A 16,344-nucleotide genomic window follows, 5' to 3' on the forward strand; every position below is an offset into this window, starting at 1 on the left:
TTACAAAATGTATAAATTTCGAAACTTTTTCCGAGCTTTTGCGTCTAAAATTATGGATGAAAATGGGTTTAGATGATGAAATACCCAATTGAAGGAGAGATGGAGAATTTGAAGTTTAATTATTGGCCAAAACGAATGGCTCAATCAACTGCATTACTATCTGTACTATCGCTTTCCAGTGTTGCTCCGCTAACAGCAATAGCAGCAGATACTTCACCAAAAGATCAGTCCAAGATCGTCCAATTGACAGATCCCCGTTTGGCGATTGATGATCAAGGTGATGTTTGGTGTTTGGCACAGCATGCGATTTCGGTAAAGGATGGCTTTTTTCCTGATCTGATGGTTAGAGCAACAAGCATTACAAATGTAAAAAGTATTGCTTCAGGTGGCGGTAGCACGCTTGCATTGAAAAAGGATGGTACCGTATGGACGGTGGAACTAAACTCCGGAACTGCGACAATCGATCTAAAGGACACCCTATCTGCAACTTTGGGAGAGCGTATCCCTCACTTGGAAAATATCGTGAAAATTGATGTGTTTGGTAGCATTGGACTGGCCCTTGATAAAGAAGGAAAGGCATGGATATTTGAAACCGCACCTAGCTGGGTAAGAAACGATCCGTCTACTTCATTGAAATCAGAGCCTGTTTTACTTGAAGGTTTGGATCATATTAAGGACATGTCATTTTCTTATGATGTGACGTTTTTAAAAGAGGATGGCACTGTTTGGAACATTGATGAGTACAGCCCAAGGCCAAGTTCGAACTGGTCCCTATACGACTCGATCCGATATTCGAAACCTGTGCAGCTTAAAAATCTAAAAGACATTGTTCAGCTAGAAAGCAACCACTATGCCATTAAGAAAGATGGTACGGTATGGACTTGGGGACGAACAATTATATCCAAAGAGAACCTCGGGCCTGCTCTGACGCCAGTTGCACCTTATCAAATTGAAGAACTCTCTGATGTCGTGGACATTGCCAGCAGCAATGATCATTCGCTTTTTGTGAAGAAAGACGGTACGGTTTGGGGCTGGGGCTATTTTGTCGAGAAGTGGGAAGCTCTTGGAGCTACGCCTCAAAACGCCTGGAAGGACTTATCTAAATTAGATGGGTTTGAAGATGCTGCTTCTATCCATATAACTATAAATGGGAATTCTTTGTCGACGGAGTCCGTTATCAAAAAAGATGGCACGGTTTGGATGTGGGGATTGGATCAATTCCAAAACTTGGACAGTAAACCGCGACAAGTAGAATTCAGGAAATAATGAGAACTTAGACCAATTTGAGCCTTTCAAAGGCCTGCGAATTGGTCTTTTTTCCGATATTGCAGCGGTGTCAGCCCAATTCTTTGCTTTTCTTTGAAAATTATTTTTTTAAACCAGCTGCAAAGAAGGGACCATTGACCGAAATGGTCGTTAGGATACGAGCCATTTCTTGAGGAGATTCTTTCCCGCCACTTTCCAGCCATTGTTGGATTACCCCTATTATTGCAGTTCCCATATAAGCGGCTAAGTATTGACCTGGAACAAGAAGATTTTCTTCTTTTACAAATGCATTAGGATTATTGCCATAGAGTGTTTCCCACATGAATTTCTTCAATCTAGTTTGAAAGGATAAATCACCTCTTGGACCTAACACAGCTTTCATAAATCCACTATTGATTTGTAAATACTCAAATAATGAAACTGTAAAAGAAAATGGTGTCAAAGTCTGAGAGTCAATTTCAAGTGCGGCAATCACACTCGGATAGTTTTGTTTGGTAAGTCTGGACATATCAAGCATAATTTCCTCTTCACATCTCGTCATTAAATCAAACTTGTCTTGATAGTGTGCATAAAATGTGCCTCTATTAATTCTCGCCCTGGTTGTAATGTCTTTAACCGTAATAGCATCAAAACCTTTTTCATTTATTAATTCTACGAGTGCGTACCGAATAGATTCTTTGGTCCGAATGACACGTAAATCAGGGTTTATATTACGCAAGTAAATCCCTCCTTAATTTTATCCAACACATGTATGAAAGGTGTTCCGTAACCAACACATTTGCCATTTTTAATTATTGAACAGAGTCTATTCCAATTTTATAATTTGAAATGTAATAAACAACAGGGTGTTCATTATTATAACTTAACATCCAGGAGGGAGGCAGGCAACCTTTTAACGAAAATATGCGCTGCGCTAAGCAAAATTTGACATCAAATATGCAAATTTGGGGATACTGTTTTAAACGAAAGCTTATGGATTCCAGAAATTATTTTTAAAATGAGAGGAAGTCATGGTAAATGAACAAATTCATAGGCCGTCCTGATCTGAAACCGACACATCCAAATGACACTAAACCAGGTTTGAACCAAATAGTCATGACTACTGCGCATTATGGAAATCAAGAGATGATCATGGAAAAGGATGTTCCCATCAAAATGCGGGATGGTATCACCATATACGTCAATGTATTCCGTCCGAATAAACCCGGGAAGTTTCCGGTGGTAATGAGTATGGATCCGTATAATAAAGATGGTTTACCTCCCTATGAAACTTTTCGTCAAGTCTGGCCGACGGTAGGTACTATCGTTACATCTCTTTTTGCGCCATTTGAGTCACCTGATCCCGGTTTTTGGGTGCCAAACGATTATATTTTGATTAAAATCGCAACGCGGGGTAGTTCAAATTCGGAAGGTGACCTCTATCCTTGGACGAAAACGGAAACTGAGGATTATTATGAAGTCATCGAATGGGCAGGTGTTCAGGAGTGGAGCGATGGCAATGTGGGACTAAACGGTGTGTCATATCTGGCCATGACCCAATGGCGGGTGGCAGCTATGAATCCGCCACATCTGAAGGCGATCATCCCGTGGGAAGGGACTTCTGATCTGTACCGGGAATGGTACTTTCACGGCGGAATACCGGAAACGGCTTTCTCAGCTGATTTCGAGAAGTTGCAACATACCCGGTGGCCAAATAACAACATAGAAGAAATGGTAACATCGCAAAAAGAACATCCGTTACTCGATGAGCACTGGGAGGAAAGAGAAGTCAAATTGTCCGATATCAAGGTACCCATGTTGGTTTGCGCCAGCTGGTCGACTCATGGCTTGCATTCCCGCGGCACCTTTGAAGGTTTTAAACAGGCTTCATCCGAAGACAAGTGGCTGGTAGTCCATGGCCGCAAGGAGTGGGAAACCTACTATTTGCGTGAATCGCTGGAACTGCAGAAGGAGTTCTTCGATTACTTCCTGAAAGGCATTGAAAATGATTGGAAGGAAACGCCTCGGGTACGCTACGAGGTCAGAGAGAAATTCTATAAGGGACATATTCGCAGCGCGAATGAATGGCCGATAGCTCATACCCAATATTCAGAACTTTATCTGAATGGCGAAGAGACGTCTCTGCAGCAAACTCCTGTTCAGAACGAAACCAAACTTACTTATAATGCCGAGCCCGGTCAGACAGAAAAAAATGATGTAAAGTTTACATTTACCGCTGACGAGGACATCGAGCTGACCGGCCATATGAAGCTCAAGCTCTGGGTCTCCACCGAAGACACGGATGATATGGATATTTTTGTCGGCATTAAGAAGTACGACAAACGCGGCAATGAAGTGTACCTGCCTGATTTCAACCATCTTGAGAACGGTCAAGTGTCGAGTGGTTGGCTGAGGGTTTCCCATAGAGAGCTGGATCCAGAGAGATCTACGCCTTATCAACCAGTACTGAAGCATAAGAGATTATTGAAACTTAATCAAGGCGAGATTGTGCCGGTAGAAATTGAGATTTTGCCTGCAAGCATTTTCCTATCCAGTGGAGAAAGTCTGGTACTGGTCATAAAAGGCAGCGAGATCATTATCGAGGATCTCTCAGCAGGTGCAGTTTCAAGAGGTTATGGGCATAAGGAAACAGTGAACAATGGAACTCATTCGATTTACGCCGGCGGAAAGTATGATTCTTTCCTATTGGTACCCGTGATTCCAACGAAAGACTAGTGAAAGTCTGAGTTCGGGCTATATGGCCCGGACTATTGGGCTTTCCTGAAGTACCTAAGAAAGGAGTGATAACTGATGTTGATTACCTATAAATCCTCTGGCGATGGAATTCTGGAAAAGATAGCGCACCTCGAAAAGGATTGTTGGATAAATATTACTGCCCCATTAAAGGAAGAACTTATAGAGGTATCTGAACTTTGTCATATTCCAATTGAATTTTTAGAAGATCCGTTAGATTTAGAAGAAAGTGCACGGATTCAATATGATGAAGAGACAGATTGCACACTAATTATCAATGATTTTCCAATTATAGATGTTAATAACCATCCATTTGAGTCTTATATTACCATTCCTATTGGAATAATTTTAGGAAAGGATTACATCGTAACGGTTTGTAACCAGTCGAGTAACACCTTAGAAAATATGATCAAGAAACATGTTAACACTTCGATGAAGAGTCGTTTTGCATTAGAGATATTATTGTCATTTTCAACGCTGTATATTGAAAAGTTGAAGCTGCTCAACAAACAGCGTCTTAAAATAGAGAGTCATTTGCGTGATTCATTGACAAGCAAGCAACTCTATGACCTAATGGAGATTGAGAAAAGTTTAGTTTATTTTCTCACTTCTTTAAAGGCTAATGCGGATGTTATAACCAAACTTTTTCGTACCAAATCCTTAACCTTATATGAGGATGACAAAGATCTTCTGGAAGATCTAAAAATTGAAAATAATCAAGCCATTGAAACCACAGAATTATATACAAGAATTTTGAACAGCATAACGGGGTCGTATTCTTCCCTAATATCTAATGAATTAAATAAAACAATGAAAACTCTTACGTTATTTACAGTTTTTTTAACGCTGCCTACACTTGTATTTAGTTTCTTTGGTATGAATGTTTCCTTACCCATTGCGGATAAAGATCCCTTTTCATGGATTATTACACTTGTAATAGCCTTAGTTATTGTTATTTGGATTGGTTTTGCGCTATGGAGGAGAAGGATGTTATAAATTTTTACAACGAATTTAGTACATAAAAGAAACGATATTTTCCCCTTTCAAATAGTAAATATTCGCCATAGAATGGAGTTGTTTGCAAGCGGTTACGAAGGCGGATTCTAATGAATAACATGGTAGTACCGTCACCAGAAACCTTAAAAATAGAGTAGGAGATATGAGAAAAATGCATGTACATTGAAATATAAATATTCTAGGATAATGGGAATATTTATATTTTGTTTAAATGGAGACTATGTGATGAAGAACAGAGTGAAATTATACATCCTTGCAACTCCACTTTTACTTATGATGGGCGGATGCAGCATCATGCGATCAGATGATCCTAATGCTCCCTTAAAAATTGGAGTCCTAATTTACAGGTTTGATGATACTTTCATGACAGAAGTGAGGAACAGCATACTTGCAGCAGCTGATAGCCATGTCATCGTCGAGTTCGCGGATAGTCGCAACTCTCAATCAACTCAGAATCATCAAATGGATAAATTTGTGAAAGAAAAGGTGGATGCTCTTGCGATTAACCCCGTAGATCGGACTGCAGCAGCCGCAATGATTACGAAGGCAAAAGCAGCCAACATTCCTGTGGTCTTTTTTAACCGGGAGCCTGTGGCAGATGCTATGAAAAAATGGGACAAGGTTTACTATGTCGGCGCTAAAGCGGAACAATCCGGTACAATGTCAGGTCAACTGATCGTTGACTATATTAAGTCGCATCCGGAAGCGGATAAAAACAAGGATGATGTACTGCAATATGTGATGTTGAAAGGAGAACCTGGCCATCAGGATGCCGAGTTGCGAACCAAATTCGCCATTAAAGCCGTAGAAGATGCGGGTATTAAGGTGGAAAAGCTAGCTGAGGATACGGGAATGTGGGAGCGCTCAAAGGGGAAAGCGAAAATGTCGACATTTCTAGGTTTATATGGGGATCGAATAGAGGCTGTTTTTGCCAATAACGATGATATGGCGCTTGGGGCGATTGACGCAATGCAAGAGAAAGGCTTTATAACAGCCGATCGATTTATCCCCGTTGTTGGGGTCAATGGCACAGCCTCGGCTATGAAAGCGATGGAAGATGGGGCACTTCTGGGAACCGTGCTGAATGATGCAGTAAATCAAGGAAAAGCAACCTATGCCGTGGCTCATAGTTTGGCCTCTGGACAGATACCGGATCAAACCAACATTGGCTACGAAATGGCAGATGGTTTATATGTCTGGATACCGTATAAAAAGATTACGAAAGGAAATAGGAGCATTAATCTATCAAACAGTATTAGGTAAGCGTTATCAAATTGAATAGTAACCGTTTTGAATCAAGGAAGAAAATTATAGGTAAGTCGGAGGCTTCTGATGAGAAAATATGTGGATCTATTCGTCTACTTGCTGCTTTCCATCTCTCTTATGCTATCGGGTTGCACAATAGCTGATACTGGGCGATCCAATCAGCAGGAGCAGGTGGCTGCGGTGGATCATGGAAAGATCGCATCCTCGGGCGAAGTAAAGTTATCCGTCTACATGTATGTGACCGATGTAAGAGTACAAAACGTGTATTATGAGATTGCACGCACCTTCGAGGCCACACACCCGGAAATTAAAGTGGAACTGCAATTCCCTGGTTTTCAGTATGAAGAGATTCTGAAAGTTAAGCTTGCCACCAACGAGTTGCCAGATATTTTCGACACACATGGTTGGGCCAAGATTCGATATGGGAAGTATTTGGTGGATCTTAGAGATGAGCCGTGGGCGAGTCAGTTGACAGATACGATAAAATCGGTTGTAACGGATGACGAGGGGAAAGTATATGTATTGCCTATTAGTGAAGCGAGGGATGGCTTCTCCTATAACATGGATGTTTTAGAAAAATATCACACTCAAGTTCCAGTTACTTTTGATGAGTTGATGATGGCCGCGGATAAGATTGTGAAAGAAAGCCACGGAGAAGTCGTTCCTTTCTTTTTTTCCGGCATTGATTCATGGACGATCGGACAGTATTTTGATTATTTCGCAAGCTCTCTATTTGAAAAGTCTGATGTTTTTAAAAAGTACCCGCTGACAGCGACAGATTCGGACTGGAGCCAGTGGAATGTGCTTGCCATGAAATGGAAGGAAATGTTCGATAAAGGATATATCAATCAAGATGTTTTCACGGCAAAATACAGCGACTTGCCCAAGTTGTTTGCCGAAGGTAAAGTCGCATTTTCATTTGCTTCTCCCTCTTTTGCAGACGATGCGTATGAAGTGAATCCGAAAACACGAATTGGTATTATGCCAGTTCCGTCATTAAGTGTGGGAGGAAAACCTGCTTTTTCAAGCGGAGAACGCAACACCATGGGCATCTGGAGAAAATCCAAACATTTGGCCGAAGCAAAGCTGCTAGTGAATGAATTCGCAAAGCCGTCCAATATGAAAAAAATTGCAGACGTTGTAAAAATTCCGCCAGGATTGAAGGGTGTAACTCCCGAACATGAATTTGTACCGTTCTATAAGCTATATGAACAAGTACGTGTCACCCCCTATTTCGATCGTATCTATTTGCCAAATGGGATGTGGGACGTGATGCGGAGTCTGGGAATTGAGTTGCTAGCAGGCGATGTAGCTCCAGAGAAGTTCGGTCAACTTATGAAACAAGAAGTCAATCGACTTTCCAAATAAAAGGGCTAGAGGCTAGGAGGCAGGAACGAAATGAGATCTGATTCTTTTCGCTTTAAGCTCATGATGCTGTATTTCTGGACGATTGTTATTCCAACGGTTATCATCGTATTCTTTCTACCGAACTTTTTTCAAAAGTTGCTGCTGCATCAGACAACACAATATACCGAAAGTACAGCTGCTGCCTTTACGAAAAACATTGAAAGCTATCTGAATGAACTGGAGCGACTCACTTTAACGCCGTACTTTGACAGCGATATTATGAAGGCGCTTAAATATAAAGCCAAACAAGATCCTATAGCGCAGCTTTCCCCCCTTGAGAAATTGAAGATGGATGAAGTGCTGAATGAAAAGTTCCATAATTTTATTCGCATGTCGAGAAAAGATATATCAGGAACTACGCTGGTCACTTCAGATGGCTCCATCTATGCCAAATCAACAGGTTTGACAGCGCCAGTTAACAATTATCCCTTTTCTTCCACAGAATGGTACCGCAAAGCGTTGGCAGCAGAGGGGTCTGCCGTCTTTATTGGTAGTCATAAGCAAGACTACTTGAAGCAGCCTTTAGAGACAGATGTATTCTCGGTAGCTAGGATTATAAGAGATCCTGATACGGAGTTAAAGCTTGCTTTTATTATTGCCGATGCAGATACTGGGGTGCTGCGGAATTTAATTCAAGATTTCCAATTTAACGTAAACGCTACCATTGCTGTTCTCGATGACAATCAACAGGTGGTTTATTCCACAGCACCATTATCACCATTAATGAGTAAAAGCGTAGGGGAGTCCTCAGTTTCGTTAGTAGAGGATGAAAATACGTACACGGTTATTCGCCGTGATATTGGAACAGCCCATTGGAAGTTGGTTTTTTTTTGCCAAATTCAGAAATTATCTCTCAGCTAAGGTGGTTGTACATTATCGGGGGATTGTTCGCTGTATGCGGACTTTTCTTAACTGTCATTGTCTTCTTTCTTTTATCAAAGTGGATTATTCGTCCGTTTAAAGAAATCATCTGGACGATGAAGAAAGTGGAAATCGGTAATTTGCAAACACGTCTGCAAGTTAGGGGGACGGATGAGGTAGCGCAAATTGGTTTAGCGTTTAATCGAATGATTAATCAAGTGGAAGAGCTTATTGTTCGCGAATATCAAGCGAAATTTAATCAACAGCAAGCGGAATATCGGTCCTTGCAAGCTCAAATCCAACCCCATTTTCTTTATAACATCTTAAATGGCTTTATTGGTCTTAATCGGATTGGAGAGCATGAGAAGCTGGAAGAGTCGATCATTCACCTTAGTAAAATGCTTAGGTATATTCTTGCTGGGCGAGATTGGACTTGCGTTAAGGATGAGTGCGACTTTCTCACTTGGTACTGCCAATTGCAGCAGCTCCGGTTCCAGGATCGTTTGCAGTACCGTATTCGATATGATACAGAGAGCATGACCGTTCAAATTCCAAAGTTATTACTTCAACCACTTGTTGAGAATAGTATCATTCATGGAATTGAACCTCTGAATCAGCAAAGGGAATTGAACGTCGATGTTCATGTGGTGAACAATCATACGCTAGCTATTTCGGTTACGGATAATGGTGCTGGATTTGATGTAAGTAAAGCTGGGAAAAGTGTAGGTCTAACCAATGTTAAAGAACGCTTGCAGCTTGCATATCCCGAAGGTGAATTTGCTTTGGACAGCAAGATTGGAGAGGGCACTTGCATACATATTCGAATTCCTATCAAGGAGGCATTCAATTGAAAATAGTAATTGCCGATGACGAATATTTAGCTCAACAAACATTACTTAGTATGATTCGCCAAATGGAAGGTGAGTGGGAAATTGTCGGAGTAGTGGGCAATGGCTCTGAACTGTTAGACATCCTTCAAGCGCAGCGTCCGGATATCGCTTTTGTGGATATCAAGATGCCTGGTATGAATGGCATTGAAGCTATTAGAGAAGGTAAGGTTGTTTCTCCTCACACGGAATGGTTTATTTTATCAGGCTATTCGGAGTTCATTTATGCACAAGAAGGTATTCAGCTTGGTGTCCTTAACTATTTGCTAAAACCTCTTAGTTTAGGGGAGTTGCGGGAAGCTTTACTTTCTGCAAAGGCATCTATTCAAGAAAGGGTTGTAGACAAACAAAGACAATTCGCGAATTCCGTGCAGAATCTGTGTTATGGATTTGAGCAGGATAATGTTTGCTTTAAGGATGAGTATACATACATGCATGTTCAAATGGCTGTCGTTTTTTGGGATTGTTCTTTAGAAGGAACAGCTGAATCCTTACTGTTTAGACAGGTATACATCTCAATCAACCGGATTGTTGAAGAGTTTACGGCAAAAGGAGTGCTGCTTACCTGCTTTGCCCTCCCGAGTGGTCAGTATACGATCGTTGGGGGCCCTCGGTACAGCGTCAAAGACAAGGAAAGCTGGAACGAATTTATCTTGCGACTGCAACAAATTATTGATAGCTGGAATACTTCTGAATTGAAGCTAACGGTCATTTCTTCACAGGAGCATTTACCTTTGCATGATATTAATCAATATGTGAATCGTATCATTCAGAGCAGCATTTTTCGTATCTTGAAGGGGGTGGGTAAAATGTGGAACAACCATTCGTTTCAGCACTTTAGTAGTGAACATCACGAACTGTGCAAAAAAATGGAGAGATTGGTTAAGGCTTACCGCGAGAATCGGTACTCAGAATATATGGATGCGTTGTTTGCGATTAAGCAATACGCTGCAGCGAGTGAACGTCTTTTTGAAGGTAGCGGCATTATGGAATCAATTGGCACTTATTTAACAACAACATTGCGAATTCAGCTTGAGTCTGGCACGTCCATGTCTAGGTGTATTGTGCTTTTGAAGGAGCATGGTGAACGATTGCTGCAACGTATGAACAAGGATGAACCATCCCAGGACATTGTGCAGAAAGTTATCCAATACATGAAGTCCAATTATAGGAACGAGATCGGTACAAACTTAATTGCGGAGCATTTTCATGTCACGCCGAATTACTTGAGTACCGTGTTTCATCAGAAAACGGGGTTTACAATTATGCGCTTCTTGACTGAACTTCGTATTAACAAGGCCAAGGAAATTCTAGCAGAAGGAACTGTCCAGATACAAGAGGCGGCGGAACTTGTCGGGTATTTCAACCCTAGTCACTTTACGAATTTATTTAAAAAAATTGAGGGACATTCCCCTACTGAATATAAACAGATGTTGAAAAGAAACGGATAGTAAAAGAGGTCTATTGACCATAGAAATGGACAAGTCAACATTAATTATGAGACTCATGGAAGCGCCAACATTCATGTTATCCTGTATGTATTGAAGCCATTGGAAGGCTATGCGATGAAGGGTGGGGACATTGTTTCTAGAGCGCGAAATGCCTCAACGCACATTGTACGAATGGCATGAAAATTATTGTAATCCCAGAGATTCCGTTATCATTACGGGGGAGACGGACCTGAAGAAAAAGAGGAGGAGTAACATTGCAAAAAAGACGTTCTACACCGAAAATTGCGGTAAAACTATTCTTAATTATGAGCTTGCTTATTGTCAGTCTGCCATTTGGATTGCCGAATGCCGCCTTTGCCAATTCTGAACAACCTCTATTTAAACAAGACCAATATAATTCTAATGAAAGCAACGTCACGAAAGCAGGAATTTCATCGGTGTCCGAAGCTACCTATGTATCTGACCCAAATGGGGTTAACAAGGCACTTGCGGCGGAGCTGCCAGCTGCGGCAGGAGCAAGCATGGTGCTGGATAGTGCATGGGAAGTAGAAAACCCGACAGTTGGAAAACTTGTTGTTAATGCGGATGGAAGTGTTACGATCACAACGGAAGGTGGAGCAATTAATGATGCAGGGGGAATGAAAAACATTCTTTACTATCAGCTTCCGAACCAGACGGACTATGATTTTACTGTGAAAGTAAATGGGAATTTTACGGCAAACTATCAGGGGGCTCAACTGATGATCGCAAGCGGAAAAAACCGTGCGAATGCCGTTGGTGTGGTCCGCAGATTTCATGGATTTCTTGGCGGAACATATGGAACAAACATGCTCATGGGCGTTATGCAGAATGGTGGTACGCCTGGCGAGTATTATGAAGGTGCTGCAAACATCGGCAATGAGTTCTATCTGAAACTTCAGAAGCAGAACGGAAGAATCACTGGTTTCTATGCAGCGGCGTACAGTGACAACAAAGCAGATTGGAATCAGATTATTGATACCACTGGCGGCAAGAACTATGAATTCATAGATAAGGGCAATGCACTCATTGACCCTGAGAAGATTTATTTAGGAATCGCAGCGGCAAACGGTGGCGGGAATACACCCACAAACATCACGTTCTCTGATCTGAGAATTGGTGGTGAACCGGTACCCTTCTCTATAAATTCAAAGGCATTAAAATCCGTTGTGCTTTCTGGTGAAACGGAAATGGGTGTAGGTGCTGCACATACACAAACGCTTAACGTGACAGGTGCAGATTATGATGGAAATGTAATCACAGCATTTGATTCGGTAGTCTACACAAGCAGTGATGAAGATGTGGCAACGGTTAGTGGAGCCGGTGTAGTTACTGGTGTACGTAACGGCAATGTAGTCATTACTGCCCAAGCAACATTGGGTGAAGTTACAAAAACAGCTACTCTGGCAATTCAAGTTGGAAATATTGAGACAGAAGATTCATGGGAACTTTCATCTCCAGATGGCCATACAAAGATGACGGTAGAAATGATCACAGGTGGCGTTCTTCAATATACGGCGGAAAAGAATGGCGTAGAAAATATTGGGACATCACCTCTTGGTTTAGTAACCAACTTAGGTGACTTTTCGAGTGGCCTTGTATTTAAAGAAGCTTCAGAAGTGAAAGAAACCAACGAAAGCTATAAGGTGCTTTCCGGTAAGAGTAATGAATATACCAATCACTACAAAGAACAGACGCTTACATTTGCAAGGAAGAATGATAATTCTGTTACATTTGATTTGATAATACGTGCCTATGATGATGGAACGGCATACAGATATGCTGTCCACACGGACGTGGCAAAAGAGATTAAAATCAGTGATGAAGTTTCAGGTTTGCAGCTTCCGAAAGAAGCAGATGTCTATTGGATGAACTATACTTCGGCTACATGGAACTATGAAGGTCAGTATACAAAAACGACTACGGAAGGATTAGCAGCAGGCTCTACTCCCTCGATACCATTCCTCTATGGAAAAAATGGTGTTTGGACGCTGTTCTCAGAAGCTGACCTCAACGGAGCTTACACGGGTTCTATGTTTACAGTTAAAGAAAACGGGATGTTGGATGTTTCGTTCTCTAAGACACAAGGGACGAAGGCTGTAGTGACAACGACGCCTTTCAAATCACCTTGGAGAGCGGCCATCACAGGTACTCCCAAAGACATTGTCGAGAATACAATGATTGAAAACCTGAGCACGCCAGCAGATTACGAAAAATACGACTATGAATCATGGGTAGATCCAGGTTTATCTTCCTGGTCATGGGTAGCGAACTGGGGAAGTGGCATCAGTGATCAGTCGAAAGCTGAAACACATTTGAACTGGATTGAATTTGGAGCAGAAATTGGATGGGATTATTATATCCTTGATGAAGGCTGGGCCCTGGGTGGTCGTGGAAATGTTACTGGTGTGCGTGACTGGTGGCCGCAAGTAAAAGCGTTTGCACAAGAAAAAGGAGTTAAATTGTGGGCATGGGTACATGTAAGCGATATTGATACACAGGCAGAACGTGACAAGCACTTTAAAGAATGGTCAGATCAAGGCATCGTAGGCATCAAGCCGGATTTCTTTGATGGGGAAGGCCAGGCTAATATGCAGCTTTATGATGATCTATATAAAGATGCGGCGAAGTACAAGCTCATGGTACTTGCACACGGTGCAAATAAACCAACCGGTGAAATTCGTACTTATCCAAACGTGTATGGACATGAAGCCATCCGTGGACAGGAAGCAGGTGGTATTACTGCGGAACAGTACACCATGATTCCGTTTATCCGAGCGGCAATTGGACCGGCAGAGGTTACGGAAGAAATCAGATCTAAGGATTATAACAAGACGACGATGGGTTTCCAGTTCGCATTGACAGCGTTGATTGAAGATGGCATTCATAGTATGGGTTCTGCGCCGGATGTTTATAGAAGTATTCCGGAAGGCATGTCCTACTATAAAAATTACCCGAAAAAATGGGATAAAACAGATTTACTTGACGGTGAAATTGGCCAGTATCTGAGTATAGCTAGAAGAGCCGGAACAAACTGGTATGTTTCTGGAATCAGTGTGAATCCAAGAACGATGAAAGTTCCATTAAAATCCCTTGATTCAGGCAAAACGTATACAGTTTTGCTTTACACAGAAAACGGCAGACAAGACGTAGATATGAAAATTATCCCGAATGTTACAAACCAAACCGTATTAGACATAAATGTACTTTACGGCGGCGGATATGCCTTACGTGCAGTTCCAACAGCAGAGTTGGATAGCATCACTTCAATCGTTGCCAATCCGACAGTAGTGACAGTAGAAAAAGGATATTTATCTGATCCGGTTGCAGTTACAATCAATCCGAATAAAGCAGAATTCAAAGATGTTATTTGGAGTGTTGGGGACGAAACCATCGCAACTGTCAATCAGAACGGTGTAATTAGAGGCGTTGCTGAAGGTAAGACGACAGTAACGGTAGCTTCTGCTTACAACAAAACTGTAAAGGCAGAAGTTAAAGTAACAGTTATACCTCCAAGGTATGTTCTTGATAGTACTAAATGGACAATCCTTAATCGGAATGAAAATGTGATTATCAATAATGCCGATTCTGCAACAATTACAACAGAAACGGGAGTACTTGGCGCTAATAACTGGAAAAACATGTTCGCTATGGATGTACCGGAAGGTGATCAAGACTTTACGATCACAGCTAAGATTTCCGGTGGGCTTAAGGCCAATTATCAGGGGGGATTTATCACAGTCTTTAATAAAGCGAATCCGAATAGCTTATCGGTAGCAGCAGGTCGGCGTTATCACAGCGGCATAATGGGAAGTCACCCTCAGGCGTTCGGTGTCATGTCAACCGCTTCAGGAGCTACCTCGGAATATTACAACGCAGATGATGATTTCAATAAGGATGTTTACGTTAAAATTCAAAAAGTTGGAAATACATTTATTAATTCTTATAGCTATGATGGTGAAATTTGGACAGCAATTACCGATAAAGGAACACCGAGAACGACTACAAATGCAAATTTGGCAGCAAGTGCAAATCTTTCTGTAGGTTTCTATGCAGGTTCCGGCGGGGGACAAACGGCAATTGATATCAAAGTCAGCGATTTTACTTACAATGGTGTGAAGGTACCGATAGCAATTGACACCTTGGAACCAGGAGTTGTTGATAAGTCGGCGCTGAATGATGCAATAGCATCTGTACAAGCATTAAAAGAAGCAGACTACACAGCAGACAGCTGGGCAGCATTAGTAACACAATTGGATGCAGGAAAAGATGTAGCTGCAAAGGAGAAGGCAACACAGCAGGAAGTGGCTGAAGCAACAGCAGCAATTCAAACAGCAGTAGAAGCACTTGTAGCTGTAGATCCAGAAGTTGTTGATAAAACGGCACTGAATGAAGCAATAGCATATGTAGAAGGATTAAAAGAAGTAGACTACACAGCAGACAGCTGGGCAGCATTAGTAACTCAATTTAATGCAGGAAAAGATGTAGCTGCAAAGGAGAATGCTACACAACAGGAAGTGGCTGAAGCAACAGCAGCAATTAAAGCAGCAGTAGAAGCACTTGCTAGGACAGGTTCAGGAACAGATCCAGGAACAGATCCAGGGACAGGTTCAGGAACAGATCCAGGAACAGGTTCAGGAACAGGTCCAGGAACAGGAACAGGAACAGGTTCAGGAACAGGTTCAGGAACAGGTTCAGGAACAGATTCAGGAACAAATCCAGGAACACCAGTAACTGAACCCGCTAAGTCGGTAGTGCATTTCATGGACAATGTCGTTGATATTGCCAGAGTGCTAACCAGCATCGCACAAAAAGTTGAGGAAGCCAAATCCATTCCGGCTCCGTTGGAATTTACGGATACTTCTTCTCATTGGGCTGACTCCACAATTGGTATGTTTGTGAAGTTAGGAGTGGTTACCGGATATCAAGACGGCAGCTTCCACCCGGATGGAAGCATCACTCGTGCGGAGTTCGCTACGGTTCTTGCCAAGGTATTTGGCCTTGCAGGCAACGCTGCTGGAAGCTCCTTAAGTGATATTTCCGGTCACTGGGCCGAAACCTCCATTAGAGCCCTGCAGCAAAAAGGTATAATTTCTGGCTACGAGAACGGCACATTCCAGCCTGATCGGGAAATCAGTCGTGCGGAGATTATTGCAATGATTTCCAAGATTATTAACCTGAATAGCGTTAATGCTGCGTCGTCCACTTTCTCCGATCTGGAAAACACATGGAATAAGGAGCAGATCGGGCAAGCGGCGGCAGCCGGAATAATCAGCGGATTGGGAGATGGTAAGTTTCTTCCAGCCAAGCAGGCTTCCCGTGCCGAAGCGTTAACTATTGTACTGAAGGTTCTAGAGACTAATCCAGAGCTTAAGATTCTACTGGATACCCTGAAATAAGCAGGCGTTTGTTTTACTAAAGGTGCTTGCGCGAATAGA

The 16,344-nt window shown here is 42.1% G+C and carries 10 protein-coding genes; 9 read left to right on the top strand and 1 reads right to left on the bottom strand.

All coding sequences use genetic code 11. The annotated features are described in order from the left end of the window. Positions 1-108: 108 nt before the first annotated feature. Complete coding sequence (locus HQN90_RS09870) at positions 109-1,266, top strand: RCC1 domain-containing protein (RefSeq protein ID WP_173217706.1); 1,158 nt, start codon at positions 109-111, stop codon at positions 1,264-1,266. Between the two features lie 100 nt (positions 1,267-1,366). On the opposite strand, the gene HQN90_RS09875 is transcribed toward HQN90_RS09870, so the two are convergent. Further along, the gene (locus tag HQN90_RS09875) at positions 1,367-1,984 is read right to left on the bottom strand and encodes a TetR/AcrR family transcriptional regulator (protein ID WP_173217708.1); all 618 of its coding nucleotides are present in this window, start codon (positions 1,982-1,984) and stop codon (positions 1,367-1,369) included. 299 nt (positions 1,985-2,283) lie between these two features. Between HQN90_RS09875 and HQN90_RS09880 the strand changes: the two genes are divergently transcribed. The 8 genes from HQN90_RS09880 (at position 2,284) to HQN90_RS09915 (ending at position 16,305) form a co-directional block, all read left to right on the top strand. Beyond that, on the top strand, positions 2,284-3,981 hold the full coding sequence (locus HQN90_RS09880) for a CocE/NonD family hydrolase (protein ID WP_173217710.1): 1,698 nt from the start codon (positions 2,284-2,286) through the stop codon (positions 3,979-3,981). Positions 3,982-4,056: 75 nt separating this feature from the next. After that, positions 4,057-4,995, top strand: coding sequence for a magnesium transporter CorA family protein (locus tag HQN90_RS09885; protein ID WP_173217712.1), 939 nt, complete (start codon positions 4,057-4,059; stop codon positions 4,993-4,995). Positions 4,996-5,241: 246 nt separating this feature from the next. Beyond that, positions 5,242-6,279: a galactose ABC transporter substrate-binding protein gene (locus HQN90_RS09890; protein WP_173217715.1), complete on the top strand. Its 1,038-nt coding sequence runs from the start codon at positions 5,242-5,244 to the stop codon at positions 6,277-6,279. Positions 6,280-6,348: 69 nt separating this feature from the next. Continuing rightward, positions 6,349-7,650, top strand: coding sequence for an ABC transporter substrate-binding protein (locus HQN90_RS09895; protein ID WP_173217717.1), 1,302 nt, complete (start codon positions 6,349-6,351; stop codon positions 7,648-7,650). A 30-nt stretch (positions 7,651-7,680) separates the two neighbouring features. Further along, a complete protein-coding gene (locus HQN90_RS09900) occupies positions 7,681-8,550 on the top strand; it encodes a cache domain-containing protein (RefSeq protein ID WP_173217719.1) in 870 nt (289 codons plus the stop codon). Beyond that, on the top strand, positions 8,520-9,401 hold the full coding sequence (locus tag HQN90_RS09905) for a sensor histidine kinase (protein WP_173217721.1): 882 nt from the start codon (positions 8,520-8,522) through the stop codon (positions 9,399-9,401). Before HQN90_RS09900 ends, HQN90_RS09905 begins: the two co-directional genes overlap by 31 nt. Continuing rightward, positions 9,398-10,888 (top strand): response regulator transcription factor, encoded by a 1,491-nt coding sequence (locus HQN90_RS09910; protein WP_173217724.1) that lies wholly within the window; start codon positions 9,398-9,400, stop codon positions 10,886-10,888. The genes HQN90_RS09905 and HQN90_RS09910 overlap by 4 nt, the downstream gene beginning before the upstream one ends. Positions 10,889-11,142: 254 nt before the next feature. After that, positions 11,143-16,305, top strand: coding sequence for a glycoside hydrolase family 97 N-terminal domain-containing protein (locus tag HQN90_RS09915; protein ID WP_173217726.1), 5,163 nt, complete (start codon positions 11,143-11,145; stop codon positions 16,303-16,305). Positions 16,306-16,344 lie beyond the last annotated feature (39 nt).

The organism is Paenibacillus alba (assembly GCF_013204855.1).
In the GTDB taxonomy this organism is placed as follows: Bacteria; Bacillota; Bacilli; order Paenibacillales; family NBRC-103111; genus Paenibacillus_E; species Paenibacillus_E alba.